Raw genomic sequence first — 25,034 nt, 5'->3', positions numbered from 1 at the left:
TTGTCTAAATGTAATGTCTGGTATCCGAAGGCTGTCAGTATACTGCTCACTACGATACTGCTGACGGCAGGCTGTCAACCGCAGCTGCCGGAGGCAGCGCGCAGCGGCCTGGTATACTGCTCTGAAGGCTCGCCTGAGAGCTTTAATCCTCAGCTGGTTACCTCGGGTACAACTATTGATATCATCAGCCAGCAGTTATACGACCGGCTGGTTGATATCAGCCCTGACAATGGTGACATTATTCCGGGGCTGGCGACCAGCTGGCAGGTCAGTGCAGATGGCACCCGTTATCAGTTTTCCCTCCGGCAAAATGTCAGTTTCCATAACACGCATTATTTCTCTCCCAGCCGGAACTTCAATGCACTGGATGTGGTGTTTACCTTTAACCGGATAACTGATCCAAGCCACCCGTTTCATCTGCAAGGCGGTGGGGTGTACCCTTACTTTCAGAGTGTCGATTGGGCAGGCCTGGTAAAGCAGGTGCGGGCGCTTGATGAATACACTGTGTTATTTGAGTTACAGCGGCCTGACAGCTCCTTTATGTCAAACCTGACAACCGATTTTGCAGCTATTCTCTCTGCTGAATATGGTCAGCAACTGCTGGCTGAAAAACAACCCGACCAGATTGACCGTTTGCCAATAGGCACCGGCCCGTTCCGCTTCAGAGAATATCAGAAAGATATACTGGTCAGGCTGTATCGAAACAATGCTTATTGGCGTGGTGATACTAAACCTGAACAGCTGGTATTTGATATCGTCCCTAATAATGCCCGGAGAATGGCAAAATTATTTACTCACGAATGTGATATCGTTTCCTACCCCAGAGTGGCAGAGCTGGAGCTGATTGCGGCCCGACCAGATGTCACCGTGCAGGAGAGCACCAGTATGAATGTTGGCTTCTGGGCGTTTAACACACAGAAACCACCTTTTGATCAATTAGCGGTGCGCCAGGCACTGGCAATGGCCATTAACAGAGCCGCTATTTTACAAGCTGTATATTACGGTCAAGCTACCCCCGCCTATGGTATTCTGCCGCCGACATCATGGGCCTACAATGATGGTTTACCAGCGCCGATATACTCACCCGCCAAGGCAAAAGCATTGCTCGCTGCAGCCGGTTATCCAGATGGTTTTAGCATGGATATCTGGGCAATGCCGGTTCAGCGGTTATATAATCCAAATGCACTGAAAATGGCTGAGTTAATGCAGGCCGATCTGGCCCAGATTGGTGTCAGAGCAAATATCGTTTCTTATGAATGGAATAGTTTTCGCCAAAAGCTGGGAAATTTCGAACACGATTCGGTGCTGATTGGCTGGGCTGCAGATAATCCGGATCCTGATAATTTCTTCAGCCCGCTGCTTAGCTGCGCTGCCAGAGATATTGGTACGAACCGGGCTAACTGGTGCGACCCACTTTTTGACGATATTATCAGCCAGGCGCTGTTAACGGCAGATCAGCAGCAGCGCCGCGCTTTATACCTAACTGCTCAGCAGTATTTACATCAGCAGCAACCTTTGGTTGCTATTGCCCACTCGCAGCGGTTTCAGGCCATCAGCAGTTCAGTAAGTGGAGTCAGCATTAACCCCTATGGTGGGATTTCCCTGCAACATGCAACAAGGGCTGAACAATGACCCGCTATTTATTCCGGCGTTTATTTCTGATGGCGTTTGTTTTTCTGGCACTGAGTATTCTGGCATTTAGTCTTGGTTATCTTTTCCCCGGAGATGTCGCCCAGAATCTCAGCGGTTTGCGGCAAATTGATGAAGTCCAGCGACAGTTCCTCGTCAACTACTATCAACTAGATCAGAACATTGTTAACCAGTATCTGGCTTTTTTAACCCGAATTATTCATGGTGATTGGGGGCTTTCTTTTGCCAGCCAGCAACCGCTGTTGCAGGAAATAAAATTACTGTTGCCTGCAACCCTTGAGCTCGCATTCTACGCTCTGCTATTGTCTTTTGTCGTCGGCATTCCACTGGGCATTGTCGCCGCCTTTAAGCCGAGTAGTGTTATTGGCCGGTCAATTTCTGCAATGGCCATGGTGGGTTATTCCCTGCCGATTTTCTGGTGGGGCTTATTATTGATTATGTTTTTCTCCCTGGCACTGGGTTGGCTGCCATCAGCTGGCCGGATTGGCGTGCTTTACGAAATCCCACACAGCAGCGGCTTTATGTTGTACGACATCTGGCAGGCAGATATCAGCTATCGCAGTGAAGCCATGTACAGCGCTATGTTACATTTGCTACTGCCAACTATTGTGCTGGCCACCTTTCCAACGACAGTAATGATCCGGTTTGTACGGGATGCGATGCTAAATGTCTGGGAGCAAAACTATATAAAAACTGCCAGAGCAAAAGGTTTAAACCGGGGTCAGGTGCTGTACCGTCATGGTTTGCGAAACGCGCTGTTACCGGTAATCCGTCAGATCGGATTACAATTCAGCACACTGATTACCCTGGCAATGCTGACAGAGGTTATCTTCTCGTGGCCGGGTATTGGGCGCTGGTTAGTCGACAGCATTTACCAACGAAACTATCCGGCTATCCAGGCGGGCCTGTTAGTGATCTCCACCATGGTTATTACAATAAACATGCTGACAGAAATTTTGCATGCTTTTTTTAACCCATTAGCCAGACGAGGTTAACGTGAGCAAACTCAGGTTATACCTCGAAGAGAACAACCGCTCACCGGTTAAGCAACTGTGGCGTGAATTCCGGCGGCAGCATTCCGCCATGACGGGACTGGCACTATTTTTTACTTTCTTTATTATCAGCATACTGGCGCCCTTTTTCACACCCCATGACCCCTACCTGCAGGTCGATGAGCTGCTACTTTTACCTCCGTCATGGAATGCCGCAGGCTTAGTGCAGTATCCTTTCGGCACCGATGATCTGGGACGTGACTTACTGTCCCGGATGATAAAAGGCACCAGTTACACTTTTGGTTTTGCACTTATTACCGTAGCGGGCGCCCTTGTAATGGGGCTGATACTTGGTGCTCTGGCTGGAATGAGTAAAGGGGTAAAGTCCAGTGTATTCAATCATATTCTTGATCTTGCGCTGACCATTCCATCATTACTTTTGGCAATTATTATTGTTGCGGTGACCGGGCCAGGGCTACTGAATACCACCTGGGCCATCATGCTGGCGCTGTTACCGCAATTTGTGCACGGGATCCGCAATGCGATTGATGAAGAGCTAAAGCAGGATTATGTGATTGCCTACCGGTTAGATGGGGCAACGAACTGGCATGTATTAACCCGACTTATTTTGCCCAACATATGGGAAAAACTTACTGTAATGGCCACAATGGCAATATCCACGGCGATTTTAGATATCGCCGCCCTGGGTTTTCTTGGCTTTGGTGCCCAGGCGCCTTTATCGGAATGGGGCGCAATGATCAGTGATTCGCTTGATCTTATCTATCTGGCACCAAGTAGTGTCGCCATTCCCGGCTTACTTATTTTTACTGCCGTGTTATCCGTCAATCTGGTTGGTGATGGTTTGAAAACCGCGATTTTAAAAAGGCGGCAAAATTAAATGTTATTGCTGGATATCAAAAACCTGACGATTGAGCTGGAAACCGCTGATGGTTTGATCAGAGCGGTAGACCGGGTCAGTCTCAGTTTACGGGAAGGTGAAATCCGGGGTCTGGTTGGTGAGTCAGGTTCAGGTAAAAGTCTGATAGCGAAAGCGATTGTCGGGGTATTAAATCGCCGCTGGAAAGTCACAGCAGACCGTTTTCACTGGCTTGGTAAGGATTTGCTGCGGCTCACCCCGGAGCAACGGCGGCAAATTATTGGCCGTGATATTGCGATGATATATCAGGAGCCCAGCCGCAGTCTCGACCCTACTGCTGTGATTGGCGAACAATTGGAGGAAGCCATCCCGGATCATCTGCTTAGCGGCCCCTGGTGGCGTCGTAATGCGTTAAGGCGCAAAAAGGCCATTGGCCTGTTGCATAAAGTAGGGGTGCGTGAGCACCAACGGATATTGCAAAGTTATCCTTATCAACTGTCGGAAGGCATTTGTCAGAAAGTTATGATCGCCATGGCGATTGCTAAAAACCCTAAACTGTTAATTGCTGACGAACCGACAACAGCACTGGAGAGCACTACTCAGGCTCAGTTATTCCGTCTGCTTGCCAGTTTTAATCAACTTAAAGGCATGTCGATACTGCTGATCAGTCACGAACTGGAGAGTGTCGCCCGCTATACTCAAAAACTCAGTGTATTATATTGTGGTCAGCTGGTAGAGGCAGGTGAAACCAGCCAGGTCCTGCAGTCGCCCTTGCACCCTTACACCGATGCACTGATTAAAAGCGTACCGGAATTTCAACCTGACTTAGCCCCTAAAACGCCACTCTATGCGCTGCCGGGCAGTATTCCGACCTTACAGCACGTGCCAATAGGCTGTCGCCTGGGGCCACGCTGTCCGAATGCCCGCAAGGAATGCGTAAAAACCCCCGCCCTGGAGCGTCAGCAAAACCATTATTTCAGCTGTCATTTTCCATTAACAACCAAGGATAAGTGATGACAGACTTACTTGAAGTACAAGCCTTAAGTAAAGGCTACAGCAAGCAACGAGGTTGGTTTGGCCGACAGCATATTACGGCATTGGACAACGTCAGTTTTACCCTGGCGGAAGGCAAAACGCTTGCTATTGTTGGTGAAACGGGTTCTGGCAAAAGTACCCTGGCTAAACTTCTGGTTGGTATTGAAAAACCTGATAGTGGACAAATCCTGCTGGCAGGTCAGCCTGTCGAGATCAGTCACTATAAAAAGTATAATCATGTCATTCGCTTTATTTTCCAGGACGCTGGCCGTTCATTAAACCCATCGCAAAAAGTGGGGCAGATGCTAGAGGATGTATTATGTTTCAGCACGGTACTGGACCAGCAGCAACGCCGTTATAAAATTGGTCAGACCCTGAAACTGCTCGGCTTGCTGGATGAACATGCTGAATATTACCCGCACATGTTTTCCGGCGGCCAACTGCAGCGGGTGGCCTTGGCCCGGGCACTTATCTTAGACCCCAAACTGCTGATCCTCGATGAAGCATTAACAGCGCTTGACCCGACGTTGCGGGCGCAAATTGTTAATTTATTGCTGGAACTACAGCAGAGTACCGGCCTAGCCTATCTGTTAATCAGTAATCAGCTGCGACTGGTTCGTCATATCAGCGATAGCATTCTGGTACTACATCAGGGTAAGGTGGTTGATTATGGTGCCACGGCAGCAGTATTTGCCGCGCCGGATCATGATTACACCAGAAAACTGATTAACAGTTCTACTGGTTAACACCGCTGTTGGTTGATAATCCGTTGCGCTGTGTTTACCCTCAGACAATAAAAAAACCGTGCATTAGGCACGGTTTTTTTGTTTCTGCAAAAGCCGTATTGGCTTAATTCTGCTCCGGCTCAGCAGCTCGCAGATTGCGGCTGATTTCTGCATTAGCTTTCAACGCGGCCACTAACGCCAGATAACTTTGTTCAGCCTGGCGCTGCGCCATTCTCGCCAGCTCATCTTCTGCAGGTACGGTTGTCACTTCGACATCCTGAACGGCAGATACTGCTACCACTGCGACGTCGCCGCTTGTCAGTGTTACCGAGTCAATACTTGGCGTGCCAGCTACCGGTCTTGGCAATTTAAATGCTTTTGCCCGGATTTCAGGATCCAAAGTACCACCAAAGCGCGGGGTCGCCGGTGCAGTCTGTACCGGACTATTTACTTGCTCTGCTAAGCTCACCAGGTCAGTCTGATCCTGCAGCAATGCAGTCACCTTTTCCTGCGCCAGCCGGGCTTGCTGCTCGACTTTCAAAGTGTCAGTAATTTCGGCTCGCACTTCCTCAAGAGGTAAAGTACGGGCTGGTTGAAATTCCTTTACCCGCACAACGACCAGGTGCTGATTACCAATTTCAATCGGATCACTGTTTAAGCCATCCTCAATAAATTGCTGATCGAACAGCTTACTAACGACTGCTGGATGGTCCAGTGGTGCGGTAGCCTGATCGGCAGTGAACAGTGGCGTAGCAAGCACGCGCTGATCCAGTACTGCTGCGGTCTCTTCCAGGTTATCCGGAACTTCAAACGCCACCTCAGCCATACGGGTCTGTAACTGATAAAATTGCTCTGTTGCCTGTTCCTGCTTTAACCGCTCAATAATGGTGTCACGCACTTCTGCTAAAGGCTGTTGCTGGCCTGGCGTCAGACTCACCAACTTAATAATGTGATAGCCATATTCACTTTGCACAACACCGGTTAATTGTCCGGCTTCAGTTAACGCAAAAGCTGCTTGCTCAAAATCCGGGTCCATCTGTCCCGGCTCCAGATTATCAAGCACTCCGCCACTCTCTGCCGAAAATGTATCGTCTGAATGCGCTTTTGCCAGTTCAGCAAAATCGGCGCCTTGTTGTAACTGGGTTAATAATGCTGCGGCTTCAGCAGCCACTGTTTCATCAGCACCATCAGACTCCAGCATAATATGGGCAACCTGCCGCTGTTCAGCTGTGCTGAAGCGCGCCTGATTTGCAGCATAATAAGCCTCGATCTGCTGCTCAGTAATCTCAATATCTTCTGCCAGTGCCGCTGCAGAGAGCTCTACGTACTCCGCGGCCACTTTCGGTTCAGTAGCAAAACGTTGCAGCTGCATCTGATAATAATCTTCTACCATCTGCTCGCTGATTGTTACCTGATCAGCAAAGTTTTCTGCTTTAACCACCACATAGCTTATATCACGGCTTTGTTGTTCAAGCTGGCGGATCTGCTGCATCTCTGACGGTAAATAAAATTCACTGGCAAAAACACCGGCCCTGAACTGACTGGCCGCCATATCCTCACGGACTAACTCGCGGAAATCAGTGCTCTGGTATCCCATCTGTCTTAACAAGGCGATATAGCGGTCATTGTTGAAGGTTCCGTCTACCTGAAATTCTCCCAGGCTTCTGATGGTATCCCGCACTTGATCATCACCGACCCGGATCCCCAGCTTACGGACAAACTGTTGCTGCAAGGTTTCCTCAATCAGCCTTTCAAGCACTTCTGCCCGGAACCGGCTGTTATAAGCAGGGTCAGCGGCGATAGTGTCATACATTTCACCAAATTGTTGCTGCATCCGGGCCCGATCACGCTGCAATGCTTGTTCGAACTGGGTTTGACTGATTTCTTCGCCATTTACTACTGCCACCGATACCTCGGTTGGCGAGCTTAAATAACTGCCTACACCTGCCAGGGCAAACGTAAGAATAACCAATCCTAATATGGATTTGGCTATAACCCCCTGGGAGCCTTCTCTGATTCTTTCTAACATCTTCGCGATATCTCTATTTTCAACTTAACGGCAAGTTGTCTTAAAAAAAAAGCGCATCTTAACAGATGCGCCTTTTTTAATGAAGCCCGGTGACTTACCCGTGCTTTACAGGCTGCCCCGGCGCGCCGGGGCCAGCAACCAGTTAGTTTACGGCGTCTTTTAACGCTTTACCTGGCTTGAAAGAAGGAATTTTCGCAGAAGCGATTTGGATAGTAGCACCAGTTTGTGGGTTACGGCCAGTACGGGCTGCACGCTCGCGTACACTATAAGTACCAAAACCAACCAACGCTACAGAGTCGCCTTCTTTAAGAGCATCAGTAACAGCGTCAATGAACGCGTCCAGTGCACGACCAGCTGCCGCTTTTGAAATATCTGCGTTAGCAGCAATTTTGTCGATAAGTTGAGACTTGTTCACAATATCATCCCCTTCAATTGTTATTATTTTCTACAACCAGCAGTTATTAGCTTTTCTTGACTGCGCTTCGTTATAACAAGCATCTTGTTGTGTTGCAAGCAGAAGACGCTTTCAAACTAATAATTTTTCGCTTTAACCGCAGCCCTTGTTATACAAGGGCTTGGTCGAAACTGACCATAACTTAGCACAGCCAACGGGAATGAAAAGCCCCTAAGCCGGATTTTTTATGGTTTTTTTGCTTTTTGCTGCATTTTTTGCCGTATTTCCTGTAGTGACACGGTCTGTAGGCTCCTGCAGCGCATACTCCAGTACGTCCTCAATCCATTTGACGGCTTTAATTTCAATATCGCCTTTCACGTTATCCGGTATTTCTTTTAAATCACGAACGTTATCATGCGGTATTAACACCCGCTTGATCCCCCCCCGGTGCGCTGCCAGTAATTTCTCTTTCAGTCCACCAATAGGTAACACCTCACCACGCAGGGTAATTTCACCGGTCATGGCGACATCTGCCCGCACCGGATTGCCTGTCAGGCTGGAAACCAATGCCGTGACCATAGCAATACCGGCGCTTGGGCCATCTTTTGGTGTCGCGCCCTCTGGCACGTGCACATGAATATCTCTTTTCTCATAGAAATCTTCATTAATCCGCAGCACTTCAGCCCGGCTGCGGACAACCGTCATCGCGGCCTGAATTGACTCTTTCATCACATCGCCCAGCGAGCCGGTAAAGGTCAGTTTACCTTTACCGACGACAGATGCGGCTTCTATCGTCAGTAAATCACCGCCGACTTCAGTCCACGCAAGACCGGTCACCTGACCAATCCGGTTACTGTCCTCAGCCTTGCCGTAATCATGACGTTGCACGCCGAGGTAATTCTCAAGATTATCCGCTGTGATAACCACTTTTTTGACTTCTGCATTAAGCAAAATTTCTCTTACAGCTTTACGGCACAACTTAGAAATTTCACGCTCTAAGCTACGTACCCCGGCTTCACGGGTGTAATACCGGATAATGCCAATAATGGCGCTGTCTTCAATCGTTAGCTCGTGAGGTTTTAAGCCATTGCGGCTTATCTGCTTGGCGATCAGATGTTGCCGGGCAATATTCAGTTTTTCGTCTTCGGTGTAACCTGATAAGCGAATCACTTCCATCCGGTCCAGCAATGCTGCCGGAATATTCAGGCTGTTTGACGTGGCAAAAAACATCACATCAGACAGGTCGTAGTCAACTTCCAGATAGTGATCACTGAAGGTGGCATTTTGCTCAGGGTCAAGCACTTCAAGCAAAGCAGCCGCCGGATCGCCACGAAAGTCAGAGGCCATTTTATCGATTTCATCCAGCAGGAATAAAGGATTACGTACGCCGACCTTCGCCATTTTCTGAATAATTTTCCCCGGCATCGAACCAATATAAGTCCGACGATGACCGCGAATTTCGGCTTCATCGCGCACGCCACCAAGCGCCATCCGCACGTATTTACGGCCGGTCGCTTTGGCCACGGACTGGCCCAGCGACGTCTTGCCGACACCAGGAGGTCCGACCAGGCATAAAATAGGGCCTTTTAACTTGTTAACCCGTTGCTGTACTGCCAAATATTCAATAATCCGCTCTTTTACTTTCTCCAGACCATAATGATCCGCATTAAGCACCTGCTCGGCTGCTGCCAGGTTTTTCTTCACCTTGCTGCGGGCTTTCCACGGCACTGTCGATAACCAGTCAATGTAACTGCGCACCACGGTGGCTTCAGCTGACATCGGTGACATCATTTTCAGCTTCTGCAACTCAGCCCTGGCTTTATTCGCTACTTCTACCGGCATTTTTGCTTTTTCAATCTTGGCCGCCAGAGCTTCAAACTCGTCGGGAGCATCTTCCAGATCGCCAAGCTCACGCTGAATGGCTTTCATTTGCTCATTCAGGTAATACTCGCGCTGGCTTTTTTCCATTTGTTTTTTAACCCGGCTGCGAATGCGGCGCTCAACTTGTAATATGTCGATCTCGCTTTCCATCATTGCCATCAGGTATTCCAGGCGCTCGGTTACATCAACCAACTCCAGTACCTTCTGCTTATCCTCGACTTTCAGAGGCATATGAGCGGCCATAGTATCGGCAAGCCGGGCTGCATCATCGATGCCGCTCAGTGCCGTTAATACTTCAGGCGGGATCTTTTTATTGAGCTTGATATAGCCTTCAAACTGGTTAATCGCTGAGCGTAAAAACACTTCCTGCTCGCTGCTGTCGATATCAATTGACGGGATCAATTCTACATGCGCAGCAAAGGCATTTTCAGTTTCGGTAAATTCAGCCAGCTTAGCGCGCTTTGAACCCTCAACCAGTACTTTTACCGTGCCGTCAGGCAATTTCAATAATTGTAAAATGGTCGCAACGGTACCAATCTGGTATAAATCGTCAGCACTAGGATCATCCAGTGACGCGTCTTTCTGAGCGACCAGAAAAATCTGCTTATCGTTGTCCATCGCCGCATCTAAACACTTGATAGATTTAGCCCGACCAACAAACAGGGGGATCACCATGTGGGGGTAAACGACGACGTCACGCAACGCCAATACCGGCATATGCAAACGTTCAGTTTGTTCTACTGTCATTGATTTTCTCTCGAATTAATACTGCGGGCGACTCTGATAGCCAGTATATGGGGTTAAATTGGCAAACTTCAATTGTGAAAATAAAAAAGGAGCTGAATCAGCTCCTTTTTTATTAGTGTGACTGCGCCACATCCGGCTCGCTGTTCTCATATATCAGTATGGGCTGAGTCTCGCCGCGGATCACTGTTTCATCGATTACCACTTTGCTGACATCTGCCATTGACGGTAACTCATACATAGTGTCGAGCAGCACGCCTTCAACAATAGAGCGTAACCCTCTGGCGCCGGTTTTCCGTTCCATCGCCTTCTGGCCTATGGCTTTTAACGCATCATCCCGGAATTCCAACTCAACGTTTTCCATTTTAAATAAAGCGGCAAATTGCTTGACCAACGCATTCTTAGGTTGGCTGAGAATTTGCACCAGGGCATCTAAATCCAGTTCTGTCAGCGTTGCGACCACAGGCAGACGGCCGATAAACTCCGGAATTAAACCATATTTAACTAAATCTTCCGGTTCTACATCGCGAAATGACTCGCTAAGACTACGGGTGCTTTCTTTACTTTTAACCATAGCCCCAAAACCGATCCCAGCACCTTTAGCGCTTCGCTGTTCAATAACCTTGTCAAGCCCGGCGAAGGCCCCGCCACATATAAACAGAATTTTCGAGGTGTCGACCTGCAAAAATTCCTGCTGCGGATGCTTGCGCCCACCTTGCGGCGGTACGGAGGCAATCGTACCTTCAATCAGTTTTAACAGGGCTTGCTGGACACCCTCACCTGACACGTCGCGGGTAATAGAGGGGTTATCAGACTTACGGGAAATTTTGTCAATTTCGTCGATATAGACAATACCACGCTGGGCTTTTTCAACGTCATAATCGCACTTTTGCAGCAGTTTCTGAATAATGTTCTCGACATCTTCACCGACATAACCTGCTTCTGTCAGGGTAGTCGCATCCGCCATCGTAAATGGCACATCTAACAGCCGGGCCAGCGTTTCTGCCAGCAGGGTTTTACCGCTGCCGGTTGGACCAATTAACAAAATGTTGCTTTTGCTCAGTTCAACTTCTTGCTTGTGCTGCGCGCTTCTCAGTCTTTTATAGTGATTATATACCGCTACCGCCAATACTTTTTTGGCATGCTCCTGACCGATAACATAATCATCGAGGTGAGCACGAATCTCTCTTGGTGTAGGTAAGGTATCCGATTCGCGCTTAGGCGAAATATCTTTAATCTCTTCACGGATAATGTCGTTGCATAAATCAACGCATTCATCACAAATATAGACTTGTGGTCCTGCGATCAACTTACGCACTTCATGCTGTGATTTGCCACAAAACGAGCAATACAGTAACTTGCCGCTTTTATCGCCGTCAGTGCGGTGATCAGACATGTAACTACCTCTTATTACGTCGCGGGTGACCACCAACCTGGTCACCTTGCTTTAATTACTTCGTGTCTCTTTTACTTAATATGGTATCAATCAGACCATATTCCAAGGCTTGTTGCGCACTTAAGAAACGGTCACGTTCGGTATCATTTGCGATCTCTTCGTATGTTTTGCCGGTATGGTCAGCCATCAAGCGATTCAGCTTCTCTTTGATACCAAGAATTTCTCTGGCATGTATTTCAAAATCAGTGGCCTGCCCCTGGAATCCACCTAATGGCTGATGAATCATTACCCGGGCATTAGGTAAGCAGTAGCGCTTACCTTTGGTACCGCCTGATAACAAAAATGCGCCCATACTGGCCGCCTGGCCGACGCAAACTGTCGCGATATCAGGTTTAATATAGCGCATAGTATCGTAAATTGATAAGCCGGCCGTCACTGACCCCCCGGGTGAGTTGATATAAATGTAAATATCCTTCTCGGGGTTTTCTGACTCAAGAAACAATAACTGCGCGACAATCAGGTTTGCCATATGGTCTTCTACCTGACCTGTCAGGAATATTACCCGCTCTTTTAATAACCGGGAAAATATGTCATAAGAGCGTTCGCCTTTAGCAGTTTGTTCAACTACCATAGGCACCAGAGCGTTAATGATGTCAGTCATATCACGTGACATTGGCATAAAATGGGATCCCTTACTTTCATCTCGAAATGGTCTGGCCGGAAAATAAAATGGCCCGAACTGCTGTTCGAGCCATTAAAACCGTCATACCACGATAAGTCAATCTTAGTTAGCGGCTTGCGGATTCATTATCTCGTTAAAGCTTGCAGTTTGCTCATTAACCTTGGCTTTAGTCAGAATTAACTCAATTGCCTGCTCTTCCAACGCGACATTACGCATGCTCTGCATTAACTCGTTGTTGCTGTGATAATACTGCACAACTTCAGCCGGATCTTCATAAGCAGACGCCACATTAGCTATTAATGCTTCCACTTTGGCATTATCAACTTTCAACTCGTTGGTTTTGATGATTTCACCTAACAGCAAACCCACCTTAACCCGATCTTTTGCCTGCTCTTCAAACAACGATGCCGGTAATTCAGGCAATTGCTTAGGATCAACATTATTACCAAAACGCTGCAATGCTTGCTTACGCAGAACTTCAACTTCGCCACCCACCAGAGATTGTGGCACTTCCAGCTCGTTATTAGCCAGCAAGCCTTTAATAACCTGCTCTTTTACTTTGCCTTTAATGGTTTGCTTCAGTTCACGTTCCATGTTTTTGCGCACTTCTGTTTTCAGGGCATCAACATTGGCTTCGGCTAAACCAAATAATGTGGCAAACTCATCGTTTAATTCAGGCAGCACCTGCTCTTCTACGGTATTGATCTTCACTGCAAAGCTGGCAGCTTTACCTTTGAGGTTTTCAGCGTGGTAATCTTCCGGGAACGTAACATCGATAGTAGCTTCCTCACCAGCTTTTTTGCCGATAATGCCATCTTCAAAACCCGGGATCATCCGGCCGGCACCTAATTCCAGCTGGAAATTACTGGCTTTGCCACCTTCAAATTCTTCACCATCAATTGAACCGACGAAATCCATGGTGACCCGATCACCTTCGGCTGCAGCAGCGTCTTTCTGTTGCCATTTTGCATGTTGCTTACGCAATGTCTCCAGCATTTTCGCCAGATCATCTTCGCTGATGTCAACCACAGGCTTGTTTACTTCAATTTTTTCCAGATTCGCAACGCTCACGTCCGGATAGATCTCAAAGGTCGCAGCAAATTCTAAATCTTTACCGGCAGCCAGCTTACCCGGGGCAAAAGTAGGCGCCCCGGCTGGTGTTAATTTGTTTTCAATAACAGCTTCATAGAATGAGCGCTGCATTTGTTCTGAGGCAACTTCCTGCAAAACCGCCTGACCATAGCGCTTTTGAATAATTGACACCGGCGCTTTACCCGGACGGAAACCATCAATCCGCTGACGTTTTGCCAGATCACGTAAACGGTTTTTTACTTCTGAATCAATTTTATCAGCCGGTACAGTAATAGTTAAACGGCGCTCTAAACCCTGGGTGGTTTCCACAGAAACTTGCATCTTGCTACCTCGAAATCAAAATCAGGCGTCTGAAATACGCCGTGCTTGTATGGTCGGGACTCGGAAAACTTACGCTGAACCTGACCTGTTATAAAATAAGACGCGGCATTATAGCGGGCTAAACACCCGTAGTCGAGCCTTTAGCCCAGCTTGTTTTCAGCCTTTATCCTGACAAAAAATAAAAAACAGACTTAACCGGTTAAAGTTAAGTCTGTTCAATAACATAGCCAACTAAAAAGCGGCTTTGACGCTCTGATTTAGCGGCCATAAACGACCAGGCAGAATTAATTTCTGACCTGGCCGTTACCGGTTACCACATATTTCTCAGTGGTCAGGGCTTCCAGTCCCATAGGACCGTATGCATGCAGCTTACTGGTTGAGATTCCTATTTCAGCACCTAAGCCCAATTCGCCGCCGTCTGAAAAGCGCGATGAGGTATTGTGCATTACCACGGCAGTATCCACTGTCCGGATAAAACGCTCAGCATTGCCCTGATCAGCAGTACAGATAACTTCGGTATGCTGACTGCCGAACCGATCTATATGGGCAATTGCGTCGTCCATATCAGCAACGATTTTCACAGCAATTTCCGGTGCCAGATATTCCTGACCAAACTCATCATCAGCAAGCTCAGACGCACCTTTAAAATAGCTGACGCTCTGCTTGCAGGCATGCACTTTTACCTGATGTTCAGCCAGCGCCCTGGCCGCCATCGGCAAAAAGTCTGCAGCCAGATGTTTATTAACCAGCAAGCCTTCCAGCGCATTGCAAACACCAGGGCGTTGTACCTTACCATTTAGCAGTAAGTTAAGCGCCATCGTCAGATCAGCACTTTGGTCAACATATAGATGACAAACGCCTTTAAAGTGCTGAATCACCGGAATGCGGCTGTGCTCAGTGACAAAACGAATAAGCCCTTCGCCCCCGCGCGGAATCACCAGATCAATAAACTGATCTTGCTTTAACAGCGCCAGCAATAATTCCCGATCCGGATCCGGTACAATGGTAATGACCTCTTCCGGTAATTCGTGGTCTTTTAAAGCCTGCCGCATCGCAGCAGCGATCGCCAGACTGGTATTAATCGCTTCGCGGCCACAGCGCAGAATGACCGCATTACCTGATTTAAAACATAACGCGCCAGCATCAGCAGTGACATTGGGCCGTGCTTCATAGATCATACAAATCACCCCGAGCGGGATCCGGGTTTTCGCGATATTAATACCATTTGGCCGCTGTTCAATCTGGCGGGTCAGGCCAACCGGATCGGGCAGTTGAATAATTTGTTCAATCGCCTGCGCCATCGCCTCTATCCGCTGCGGGTCCAGTGTCAGCCGGTCAATCATGGCAGCACTGGTACCGTTACTCTTAGCCTGCGCAACTTCATCTTTATTTGCTGCGATAATAGTACTTGTCGCCTCGCGAATACGGTTAGCGAAGCTTTGTAATACAAAATTTTTCTGCTCTGTAGATAATACAGCGACAGCTTTGGCAGCTTTGGCTGCCTGGGCAGCCAGACCGGCTGCAACATCAGAAATCATAATTTCTCCAATAACATCATTTCGCTACGGTGGATAACAGCATCACTTCCGGCAGGACAATAACCCAGATACTTTGGGATATCCCGGCTCTGCTGTCCCTTAATTGAGAAAAGCTCCGTAGCACTAAAGCGGCTTACGCCTTTGGCGATGCGGCGGGTACCTTTGGCACAGCGGATAATGACGGCATCACCTGAATCAAACTCGCCTTTAATCTGGACGATACCACTACTTAGCAGTGATGCGCCGTGCTGACTTAACGCTTCAACACAACCATCATCAACCCAGATTTCACCTTTGGCACGCAGCGTATGTCGTACCCAATGTTTTTTAGCCGGTAACGGTTTATGCTGGCCAAAAAATACCGTGCCAGGATTCTCACCCGCTAAAAGACACTCAAAAGTTTCTGGCTGATGCCCGTCAACAATCAGAGTATCAATGCCCTGAGCCGTTGCTTTCTCGGCCGCTTCCACTTTAGTACGCATACCACCGGTGCCGACAGCGGACGCAGCCCCACCGGCCAGAGCGAAAATCGCTGCATCAATAGTGCTGACTTCCGGGATCAAGGTCGCCATCGGGTCTTTGCTCGGATCAGCGGTATATAAACCTTTCACGTCTGAACAGATAATGAGGGCATCGGCATTAACCACTGTTGCGACCATTGCGGCCAGATTGTCGTTGTCCCCAACTTTGAGCTCATCAGTGGCAATCGTATCGTTCTCGTTAACGATCGGCAGTATCTGGTGGTCCAGTAACCGTTTTAACGTATTCTGAATATTAACGTGACGCACCCGGTCACTTAAATCGCCATGTGTCAGTAACACCTGAGCACAAGGGAAATCGAAACAATTGGTCCAGAAATTCATCATCTGATTCTGGCCGACCGCTGCCATTGCGCGTTTTAATGCTATGGGCACCCGCTGATGAGAAAAATTAAAGTGATGACGGCCTGCCGCTACACTACCAGAAGACACCAGAATAACTTCCCGACCCTGTTGTCTGCATTGGTGGATAAATTCAGCGATTGGACGTAAATATTGTTCACTACATCCTTCGTTATCTGGCGCAATCAGGGCACTGCCCACCTTCAGTACAACCCGACGCCAGCTTGGGTTTATCATAGCTCCTCCGTTATTTTGACCGGCGGCAGTATAGCAAAAAGGCTACCCATGCACCACAGTGAGTATGGTGTAACAGGCAAACAAGCGGCACAAATAAGCATTAATATTCATTAATTTAGCATGAAACCCAATACCAGCCATCACGCTGAAACTGACTTTTCATCGAGTAAAACTGTAATTAAATTACAGTTTTAGCGGCTATTCCGTTAAGTAAAAAAAGATGAAAACGGCTGCATAGCGCACCCTACTATAGATTGCGTGAATACTTGGTATAAGCGAGATATTATTAAGAAATAGCTGAATATCAACCAAACACGGCAGCATAGCTGAAGAGTGATAATGCTAAGTTTGAAATAAGGAAGAGTGGTCGGTGATGCAGCATTTGAACCTGCGACCTGTGGGCGTAACAATACCCAAACCAGGTACGCTGTTTTAACTTAAGGGAAAATGGTCGGTGATGCAGGATTTGAACCTGCGACCCCTTGGACCCAAACCAAGTGCGCTACCAAGCTGCGCCAATCACCGACTATCAGAACTCAGAGAAATATGGGGTGGATGATGGGGTTCGAACCCACGACAACCGGAATCACAATCCGGGGCTCTACCAACTGAGCTACAACCACCACTGAAACTGTACTGCGCTTGTTTATGGCGCGCCCGATAGGATTCGAACCTATGACCCACGGCTTAGAAGGCCGTTGCTCTATCCAACTGAGCTACGGGCGCACAATCGAAACCCTACCAAGCTGAAAAACGTTAGTCCGGTTGTTTTATACCTGACCGTTTTAAAGTTGGTCGGTGATGCAGGATTTGAACCTGCGACCCCTTGGACCCAAACCAAGTGCGCTACCAAGCTGCGCCAATCACCGACTTCGCTGCACTGCTGCAACGGGGCGGAATATTAACGCCCGCCACCTGCAGCGTCAAACCTTTTTTTGCAATAATCAGTCGATTGCTGATTATTTGAACCTTTATCGCGATTAACTGCTCAGGATGGAGTTCTGCCGGCGGCTGTGCGAAAATAGCGGCATCAAAACGTGACAGAGATCCCCCCAACATGACAGCACAAATTATTGATGGTAAAGCAGTCGCTCAGGCAACAAAAGACAAAGTTGCCTCCCAGGTAAGAGCACGGGTAAAAGCGGGAAAAAGAGCACCGGGTTTAGCGGTTGTGCTGGTAGGTGTGGATCCGGCATCCCAGGTTTATGTTGGCAGCAAACGCAAAGCGTGCGAAGAGGTGGGCTTTCATTCTGTATCTTACGATCTGCCCTCTGATACAACCGAGCAGCAATTAGTTGACTTAATTGACACGCTTAACAACGACAACACCGTCGATGGCATTCTGGTGCAGCTACCCCTGCCAGCAGGGTTAGACTCGTCAGTCATATTAGAGCGGATAGCGCCGCATAAAGATGTGGACGGCTTCCATCCGTACAACATTGGCCGCTTAGCCCAGCGCATGCCGGCACTGCGCTCCTGTACGCCTAAAGGCATTATGACATTGCTGCAAAGTACCGGCGTGAATATAAAAGGCATGGATGCCGTTGTGGTCGGTGCCTCCAATATCGTTGGCCGGCCAATGGCACTGGAATTACTGCTTGCTGGCTGCACCACCACGGTATGTCATAAATTTACCAAAAACCTGGAGGCGCAGGTACGGCGCGCTGACCTGCTGGTGGTCGCCGTGGGCCGTCCGGAATTTATTCCCGGGGACTGGGTAAAACCCGGCGCCCTGGTCATTGATGTTGGTATTAACCGGCTCGACAGTGGCAAGCTGGTTGGTGATGTTGAATATGGCACAGCAGTAAAACATGCACGTTATATCACCCCGGTACCAGGTGGCGTAGGCCCGATGACGGTTGCCAGCTTAGTGGAAAATACCCTGGAAGCCTGCGAGCTGTATCACGATAAGCACTGACACATCGTTTCATGCATAAAAAAACCGCCTGTTGGCGGTTTTTTATTAGTGTTAACGATTGGACGTTACGCTTTACGCCAGCTGGTTACGCCGTTTTTATCTTCAACAATAATACCTTTGGCGGTTAATGCATCGCGGGCGGCGTCGGCTGCTGCCCAGTCTTTATTAGCGCGGGCAGTATTGCGTTTGGCGATTAACGCTTCAATCTCCGCCACATCATCATCCGAGGCACCACTTTGCAAGAACTGCTCGGCATCGCCCTGCAGTAAACCTAAGGCTCCTGCTAACAGCGTTAATAGCCCCGCTAATTCAGCGGCTTTAGCTGGTTCGGTTTCTTTAAAACGGTTTACTTCACGTGCCAGCTCAAACAACACCGGTAAGGCTTCCGGCGTGTTGAAGTCATCGTCCATCGCTGATTTAAACTGAGCAATATACGGGCTTTTCAAGTCGATACTGTGGCTTGGCGTAACATTACGCAGCGCGGTGTATAGTCTACCTAAAGCCGCATGCGCCTGTGTTAAGTTCTCAGCCGAATAATTCAGCTGGCTGCGATAATGGCTGGATAATAAAAAGTAGCGCACTGCTTCGGCGTTATACTCCGCCAGCACGTCTTTGACGGTAAAGAAATTGCCTAATGATTTAGACATCTTCTCTTTATCGACCTGCACCATACCGGTATGGATCCAGGTATTAACGTATTTATGACCATGAGCACAGGTTGACTGGGCAATTTCGTTCTCATGATGCGGAAACTGTAAGTCAGAGCCACCACCGTGAATATCAAAATGCTCGCCTAAGTGTCTGGCACTCATCGCCGAACATTCGATATGCCAGCCCGGACGGCCATTACCCCATGGCGATTGCCAGAACGGCTCACCTGCTTTGGCGCTTTTCCAAAGCACAAAATCCAATGGATCGTCTTTGTTGTCCGCCACTTCTACCCGCGAGCCTGATTGCAGCATCTGCAGGTTTTGCTGGCTCAGTTCGCCGTAAGCATCATACTTGCTGACATCAAATAACACATCGCCGTCAGTCGCGACATAGGCATAGCCTTTGGCAATCAGGGTCTCAATTAAGGCAATAATTTCCGCCATATGAGTGGTGACCCGCGGCTCTATATCGGCTGGCAATAACCCCAGTGCGTTAAAGTCGGCATGCATAGCTTCAGTAAAACGCGCAGTCAGCGCATCGCAGCTTTCTTTATTTTCTGCTGCACGCTTAATAATTTTGTCATCAACATCGGTAATGTTGCGGACATAAGTCACGTCATAACCACAAAAACGCAGGTAACGGTTAATCACATCAAAGGCCACGTAGGTACGGGCATGACCTACATGGCAATAATCGTAAATGGTAATACCACAGACATACAAACCCACTTTGCCTGGCTCAATAGGGTTGAACACTTCTTTTTTACGGCTTAAGGTATTGTAGATCTGTAACATTCGCATCCCCAAAATTTTAACTGGTAACTCGCCCGCTACCCCTAGGTATAAAGGCTTAACATTCAGCCCGCTAGTGTACCACCAGCTAACAACGGTCGCTATCGTTGCTTTATGAAATGCCCTGGCTGAGTTACAATGACGCCATTAAAACAGAGGATCTTATGCAATGATTAAATTACATACCAATTATGGCGTTATCACCCTTGACCTGTTTGCCGATAAAGCGCCGGTTACCGTAGAAAACTTTATCAGCTATGTGAAAGATGGCTTTTTTGACGGCACTATTTTTCACCGGGTTATCGATGGTTTTATGATCCAGGGCGGTGGTTTTACTAAGGATATGGATCAGAAGGAAACCAAAGCACCGATTAAAAACGAAGCCAATAATAAAGTGGCTAATAAAAAAGGCACCATCGCAATGGCGCGGACCAATGACCCGCATTCTGCTACCTGTCAGTTTTTTATTAATATCGCCGATAACAGCTTTTTAAACCATACTTCAGAATCTGGTCAGGGCTGGGGTTACTGCGTATTTGGTGAAGTGACCGACGGAATGGACGTTGTCGATAAAATCCGTCAGGTAAAAACCGGTCGTTTCGCTGGCCACAGCGATGTGCCCGTTGAGCCGGTGGTGATAGAAAAAGCAGAGCTTGTCGCTTAAGCGTTAGTGATGCCCACCCCACATACGCTGTTTATCGCCGATCTGCATTTATCTGCAGATCGGCCCGATATAACTGCTGCGTTCCTGCGTTTTTTAAAGCAGCAAGCCGTTAAGGCTGATGCGCTTTATATTCTCGGTGATTTATTTGAAGTTTGGATTGGTGATGACAATCCCGAACCGTTGCTTGATACGGTAGCGACTGCCTTAGCAACGCTAAGCCAACAGGTCCCTGTCTATTTTATTCATGGTAACCGCGATTTTGTATTACGTCAGGGCTACGCCAGCCGCGCCGGCATGCAATTATTACCTCAGCAGCAGGTTATTGACTTATACGGTACGCCTACCTTGATTATGCATGGTGACAGCCTTTGTACCCTGGATATCGCTTATCAGAAATTTCGAAAATGGTGGAACCAACCCTGGTGGCAATGGCTGCTGCTTAAAACGCCCATCGCCTTCCGGCAACGGTTAGCGGCGAAAGCCCGGCGTAAAAGTGCGGAGCATAAAAAACGTTATAGTCAGCAGCAGCAACCACAGATTATGGATGTTACACCAGAGGAAGTGCCTAAAGTCATGGCAAAGTTTGGTGTGACCAGGCTTATTCATGGCCACACCCACCGCCCGGCAGTGCATCAGGTCGATATAAATGGTGTTCCCGGCCAGCGTTATGTGCTTGGTGACTGGTACAGTCAGAGTAGTTACTTAGCCGTATCGGCTGACAAATGGGATCTGGTATTTACGCCGCTGACTGATCACTAGCTGCTACCTGAGGGCAGCCACTGTGAAATTTAAAATCAAAATCCGGGCTGCTAATCAGTTCTGCTTCCACCTTACCAAAATAAGCTATCCGCTCACAGATATCAGCATCGGCAATTTGCTCGGCTAATGTCAGATAATCCTGATAATGCCGCGCTTCTGAGCGCAGTAACGAAATATAAAAATCAGCAATTCTGGCCGGAAGTAATGGCGCCAATCTGGCAAAACGCTCACACGATCGTGCTTCAATGTAGGCACCGCAAATCAGCTTATCAACCATCGCCTGAGGTTCATACGTGCGGACGTGGCGCAGTAAACCTTTGGCGTAGCGACTGGACGTCGTTTTCTGATAACTAATATCATTATCAGCCATCAGCTCCAGCACCTGATAAAAGTGGTGTAGTTCCTCTTTAATCAGCAGCACCATTTTGTCGATTAAATCCTGGGTATAATCGCTGCTGGCTTTGGGGATCATCGATTTTTTTAAGCTAAGACCAGCCAGCGCACGCCAGTCACCCTGCTGGCGATAGGTAAAATCTTCATAAGGCTTTAACCATTGCAGCAAGGCATTAGCACTACTTTCATCTACCGCATAGCGACGGATAAGATACATGGCACTCTGAGCCGCCTTTAGCTCACAAATCAGATGATCCCTTAACAATGTCGCCAGGTTTTCAGGCCGTGCAGCCTCTTTCAGCCAGCTAGCCGGTGTCGCACAACTTAAAAAGTCATTGACGGGTTGTATCAGATTATCTAATTCAGTACTTAACATGACATTCGCTTTTAGAAAAAATACCGAAACATTATACCCAAAGGCCTACCGACTACCAAGCCAGGTTGACAGAGCGGCACTGCTGAAAAATACAGCAAGCCGCTTGACGAATGGCTAAGTTTTAGTCATAACTGAGTTAAGGGCAGCTTCATAACAAAGATGCCCGATATAAGGGCGTAGTAAAAAGGATAATAATTATGATACTAAACCATTTATGGGGCATTTATGCCCACCCGAAAGAAGAATGGCATACCATTGATGCCAGACACGAAAGTTTTCGCTACAGCATGGCCCATATTCTGATTGTCGCGCTGATACCGGCTATTTGTGCCTATTATTCTGCCGTACATCTGGGCTGGAGCATCGGTGTAGGTGACCCGATAAAACTGACCGCCCAAAGCGGTCTGGTGATGTCCGTGGCAATGTACTTTGGCCTAATCATTGGCGTATTTGCCCTTGCCTGGCTGGCTCACTGGATGGCGCATACTTTTGGCGCTGAACCGACCTACACCCAGACAGTGGAGTTATGCTCTTATACCTCTACACCATTATTTATGGTGGGATTTGCGGCACTTTATCCGGAATTATGGTTCGTGGTCAGTGTCGGTTTGGTTGGGCTCGCTTACTCAATATATTTACTTTATGTCGGCGTTCCCATTTTAATGCACATCCCGGAAGAGCGTGGCTTTATTTACGCCAGCTCTGTGGTTACCGGCGGTCTGACACTGCTAGCCGTACTAATGGCAACAACCATGATCTTATGGATGTCTGGTTTTGGCCCGACCTATACCCACTAAGCGGTCTGACTAAATACTGAATTTACTAAGTTTACAATGAAACAGGCGCCAATTGGCGCCTGTTGTTATTTAGCAGTGCTTAGCTTTCATCTAGCCTTCGTTATAGGTTTCAAGATTGGTTGCCATCGCCATCGCTGTTTGTGCCTTAGCATCGTCACTGCGGGTTTGATCAAGCCGGTTTAAATAGTCCTGATCAATATCATTAGTAACGTAATGGCCATCAAAAACTGATGTCTCAAAGCGCTTTATTTCCGGATTTTCAGAGCGAACCGCTTCAATTAAGTCAGGTAATGACTGGAAAATCAGACCATCGGCACCTATCGTTTCACAAATGCTGTCAACATCATGGCCATGGGCAATTAACTCATTAGCGGATGGCATATCAATACCATAGACATTAGGGAAGCGAATTTCCGGTGCAGCTGAGGCAAAATAGACTTTTTTGGCACCGGCTTCACGCGCCATTTCGATAATCTGACCGGATGTGGTGCCACGTACTATAGAGTCATCCACCAGTAATACATTTTTCCCCTTAAACTCCTGCCATATCGCATTTAGTTTACGTTTCACCGACTTTTTCCGCTGAACCTGGCCGGGCATAATGAACGTGCGGCCAATATAACGGTTTTTGACAAAGCCCTGACGAAAAGGTAACTGCAGCTCATTGGCAATCTCCAGCGCTGCGTCATTACTTGTTTCCGGGATAGGAATCACTACGTCAATGTCCAGATGTGCCCATTCACGCTTAATTTTCTGGCCCAGTACTTTACCCATCGCCACGCGCGAGGCATACACCGAAATATTATCGATGGTCGAGTCAGGGCGGGCAAAATAAACGTATTCAAAAATACAGGGCGTATAACTGGGGTTCTCAGCACATTGCTGACTGAACAGCTCTCCCTGCTCGGTAATATATACTGCTTCGCCCGGCGAGATATCCCGCAGCACCGTAAAACCATCAGCATCCAGTGCTACGCTTTCTGAGGCCACCATATATTCGGTGCCAGCGGCGGTTTCCCGCTTACCCATCACTAATGGCCGGATGCCGTTAGGGTCTCGGAATGCCACCAGACCATGGCCGATAATCAGGGCAACCGCGGCATAACCCCCGCGAATTTTCCGATGAGCGCTGGCCACCGCACTAAAAATCTGTTCAGGCTCTAACTGCATGGTTGACTTTGCCTGCAGCTCATGTGCCAGGATATTTAATAAAATTTCTGAATCTGAGGTGGTATTAATATGCCGGCGGGCTAACCGGAACATGTCCTCTTTCAGCTCGTGAGAGTTGGTCAGATTACCGTTGTGCGCCAGGGCAATACCAAAGGGGCTATTGACGTAAAACGGCTGCGCCTCTGCTGTACTGGACGAACCCGCAGTAGGATAGCGGACATGGCCAATGCCAATATTGCCTGATAACCTTTGCATGTGCCGGGTTTCAAACACATCTTTCACCAGCCCATTGGCTTTACGTAATCTGAGGGTATTGTTATCAACGGTAACAATACCTGCGGCGTCCTGGCCCCGATGTTGTAACACTGTCAGACCATCATACAGCGCCTGATTAACCGGATACTTACCTACGATTCCAACGATACCACACATTGATTATTTCCTCGCCAGCCCTAAGGCTTTTGCATAAAACTGGAATGGTTTTCCAGATACTCAAAAAACCATTCGATGATAAAACCAAATTCGGGGATCAACACCGATTGCTGCCACCATGTCGCTTGCGCGGCCGGAGTGAAAGCATCCATAAAAAACAACACTGCACTGACTACCAGTACGCCTCTTAACGCACCAAATACCAGACCCAGTACCCGATCGGTACCCGACAGCCCTGTACTTTGCACTAATTTAGCAATAACAAAGTTAATAAGGGCACCCAGAATTAAGGTGCAAATAAACAAAATAGCAATAGCAGAAGCGTTACGGATAGTCGGATCGGTAATGTTGGTGAAGAGTAACGCGAGTTTAGGGTAATACTGGCTGGCAATGAAAAAGGCCAGAAACCATACTACCAGTGAGACAGCTTCTTTAACGAAACCGCGGATCAGACTGATGACAGCCGACAAGGCAATAATTGCCAATATAACAAAATCAACCCAAACCATTTGCTACCAAAGGATGCCTGATGACGGCGCGCATTCTATCAAACCGGTTCGGGCTTGGCTAATTATTTTCAGTCACCTGATAGCGGCTTACCACCAACCG

At 48.1% G+C, this 25,034-nt stretch carries 21 protein-coding genes and 4 tRNA genes; 9 read left to right on the top strand and 16 right to left on the bottom strand.

The features are described 5' to 3' along the window. From R3177_RS02180 to R3177_RS02160, 5 genes are read left to right on the top strand one after another with little or no spacing between them, the layout of a single operon-like run. Positions 1-1,632 (top strand): ABC transporter substrate-binding protein, encoded by a 1,632-nt coding sequence (locus R3177_RS02180; protein WP_318969397.1) that lies wholly within the window; start codon positions 1-3, stop codon positions 1,630-1,632. Beyond that, positions 1,629-2,645, top strand: a complete 1,017-nt coding sequence (locus tag R3177_RS02175; RefSeq protein WP_318969396.1) for an ABC transporter permease — start codon at positions 1,629-1,631, stop codon at positions 2,643-2,645. The genes R3177_RS02180 and R3177_RS02175 overlap by 4 nt, the downstream gene beginning before the upstream one ends. Before the next feature lies 1 nt (position 2,646). After that, entirely contained in the window at positions 2,647-3,540 is an 894-nt protein-coding gene (locus tag R3177_RS02170; RefSeq protein WP_318969395.1) for an ABC transporter permease subunit, read from the top strand. Continuing rightward, entirely contained in the window at positions 3,541-4,533 is a 993-nt protein-coding gene (locus R3177_RS02165) for an oligopeptide/dipeptide ABC transporter ATP-binding protein (protein WP_318969394.1), read from the top strand. Further along, positions 4,533-5,300: an ATP-binding cassette domain-containing protein gene (locus R3177_RS02160; RefSeq protein WP_318969393.1), complete on the top strand. Its 768-nt coding sequence runs from the start codon at positions 4,533-4,535 to the stop codon at positions 5,298-5,300. Before R3177_RS02165 ends, R3177_RS02160 begins: the two co-directional genes overlap by 1 nt. A gap of 103 nt (positions 5,301-5,403) precedes the next feature. Here the strand turns inward: R3177_RS02160 and R3177_RS02155 are convergent, their stop codons facing one another. The 12 genes from R3177_RS02155 to R3177_RS02100 form a co-directional block, all read right to left on the bottom strand. Next, the gene (locus R3177_RS02155) at positions 5,404-7,308 is read right to left on the bottom strand and encodes a SurA N-terminal domain-containing protein (RefSeq protein WP_318969392.1); all 1,905 of its coding nucleotides are present in this window, start codon (positions 7,306-7,308) and stop codon (positions 5,404-5,406) included. 142 nt (positions 7,309-7,450) lie between these two features. Continuing rightward, the gene (hupB, locus tag R3177_RS02150) at positions 7,451-7,723 is read right to left on the bottom strand and encodes a nucleoid-associated protein HU-beta (RefSeq protein WP_019674802.1); all 273 of its coding nucleotides are present in this window, start codon (positions 7,721-7,723) and stop codon (positions 7,451-7,453) included. A gap of 210 nt (positions 7,724-7,933) precedes the next feature. Further along, positions 7,934-10,330, bottom strand: a complete 2,397-nt coding sequence (lon, locus tag R3177_RS02145) for an endopeptidase La (RefSeq protein ID WP_318969391.1) — start codon at positions 10,328-10,330, stop codon at positions 7,934-7,936. 112 nt (positions 10,331-10,442) lie between these two features. Beyond that, positions 10,443-11,723: an ATP-dependent protease ATP-binding subunit ClpX gene (gene clpX, locus R3177_RS02140; protein ID WP_318969390.1), complete on the bottom strand. Its 1,281-nt coding sequence runs from the start codon at positions 11,721-11,723 to the stop codon at positions 10,443-10,445. A gap of 55 nt (positions 11,724-11,778) precedes the next feature. Further along, a complete protein-coding gene (gene clpP / locus R3177_RS02135; protein WP_318969415.1) occupies positions 11,779-12,384 on the bottom strand; it encodes an ATP-dependent Clp endopeptidase proteolytic subunit ClpP in 606 nt (201 codons plus the stop codon). A gap of 123 nt (positions 12,385-12,507) precedes the next feature. Then, positions 12,508-13,818, bottom strand: coding sequence for a trigger factor (tig, locus tag R3177_RS02130; RefSeq protein ID WP_318969389.1), 1,311 nt, complete (start codon positions 13,816-13,818; stop codon positions 12,508-12,510). A 284-nt stretch (positions 13,819-14,102) separates the two neighbouring features. Next, a complete protein-coding gene (locus R3177_RS02125) occupies positions 14,103-15,356 on the bottom strand; it encodes a glutamate-5-semialdehyde dehydrogenase (protein WP_318969388.1) in 1,254 nt (417 codons plus the stop codon). After that, complete coding sequence (gene proB, locus R3177_RS02120) at positions 15,353-16,474, bottom strand: glutamate 5-kinase (protein WP_318969387.1); 1,122 nt, start codon at positions 16,472-16,474, stop codon at positions 15,353-15,355. The genes R3177_RS02125 and proB overlap by 4 nt, the downstream gene beginning before the upstream one ends. Positions 16,475-16,922: 448 nt before the next feature. Next, positions 16,923-16,999: transfer RNA gene (locus R3177_RS02115), tRNA-Pro, on the bottom strand. Between the two features lie 22 nt (positions 17,000-17,021). Continuing rightward, positions 17,022-17,097, bottom strand: a tRNA-His gene (locus R3177_RS02110). A gap of 26 nt (positions 17,098-17,123) precedes the next feature. Further along, positions 17,124-17,200: transfer RNA gene (locus tag R3177_RS02105), tRNA-Arg, on the bottom strand. A gap of 66 nt (positions 17,201-17,266) precedes the next feature. Next, positions 17,267-17,343: transfer RNA gene (locus R3177_RS02100), tRNA-Pro, on the bottom strand. A gap of 188 nt (positions 17,344-17,531) precedes the next feature. Here R3177_RS02100 and folD point away from each other — a divergent pair. Next, positions 17,532-18,392 carry a bifunctional methylenetetrahydrofolate dehydrogenase/methenyltetrahydrofolate cyclohydrolase FolD gene (gene folD, locus R3177_RS02095; RefSeq protein ID WP_318969386.1) on the top strand — a complete coding sequence of 287 codons (861 nt, stop codon included), beginning with the start codon at positions 17,532-17,534 and terminating at the stop codon, positions 18,390-18,392. Between the two features lie 65 nt (positions 18,393-18,457). Here the strand turns inward: folD and cysS are convergent, their stop codons facing one another. Beyond that, positions 18,458-19,837 (bottom strand): cysteine--tRNA ligase, encoded by a 1,380-nt coding sequence (gene cysS, locus R3177_RS02090; protein ID WP_318969385.1) that lies wholly within the window; start codon positions 19,835-19,837, stop codon positions 18,458-18,460. Positions 19,838-20,003: 166 nt separating this feature from the next. Between cysS and R3177_RS02085 the strand changes: the two genes are divergently transcribed. Both R3177_RS02085 and R3177_RS02080 read left to right on the top strand, forming a co-directional pair. Then, positions 20,004-20,498, top strand: a complete 495-nt coding sequence (locus R3177_RS02085) for a peptidylprolyl isomerase (protein WP_318969384.1) — start codon at positions 20,004-20,006, stop codon at positions 20,496-20,498. Positions 20,499-20,507: 9 nt separating this feature from the next. Beyond that, complete coding sequence (locus R3177_RS02080; protein ID WP_318969383.1) at positions 20,508-21,257, top strand: UDP-2,3-diacylglucosamine diphosphatase; 750 nt, start codon at positions 20,508-20,510, stop codon at positions 21,255-21,257. On the opposite strand, the gene miaE is transcribed toward R3177_RS02080, so the two are convergent. Then, complete coding sequence (gene miaE / locus R3177_RS02075; RefSeq protein WP_318969382.1) at positions 21,235-22,026, bottom strand: tRNA isopentenyl-2-thiomethyl-A-37 hydroxylase MiaE; 792 nt, start codon at positions 22,024-22,026, stop codon at positions 21,235-21,237. The two genes, R3177_RS02080 and miaE, sit on opposite strands and share 23 nt — an antisense overlap. A gap of 197 nt (positions 22,027-22,223) precedes the next feature. Between miaE and R3177_RS02070 the strand changes: the two genes are divergently transcribed. Further along, the gene (locus R3177_RS02070) at positions 22,224-22,823 is read left to right on the top strand and encodes a Yip1 family protein (protein WP_318969381.1); all 600 of its coding nucleotides are present in this window, start codon (positions 22,224-22,226) and stop codon (positions 22,821-22,823) included. A gap of 90 nt (positions 22,824-22,913) precedes the next feature. Here the strand turns inward: R3177_RS02070 and purF are convergent, their stop codons facing one another. Together purF and R3177_RS02060 are read right to left on the bottom strand one after the other, a co-directional pair. After that, on the bottom strand, positions 22,914-24,425 hold the full coding sequence (gene purF / locus R3177_RS02065; protein ID WP_318969380.1) for an amidophosphoribosyltransferase: 1,512 nt from the start codon (positions 24,423-24,425) through the stop codon (positions 22,914-22,916). 20 nt (positions 24,426-24,445) lie between these two features. Next, on the bottom strand, positions 24,446-24,934 hold the full coding sequence (locus R3177_RS02060; RefSeq protein ID WP_318969379.1) for a CvpA family protein: 489 nt from the start codon (positions 24,932-24,934) through the stop codon (positions 24,446-24,448). Between the last annotated feature and the right edge of the window lie 100 nt (positions 24,935-25,034).

The sequence above is a fragment of the Arsukibacterium sp. genome (assembly GCF_033722355.1).
In the GTDB taxonomy this organism is placed as follows: Bacteria; Pseudomonadota; Gammaproteobacteria; order Enterobacterales; family Alteromonadaceae; genus Alishewanella.
Note: the sequence above shows the minus strand (reverse complement) of the source record. Positions and strands in the feature narration are given on the sequence as shown.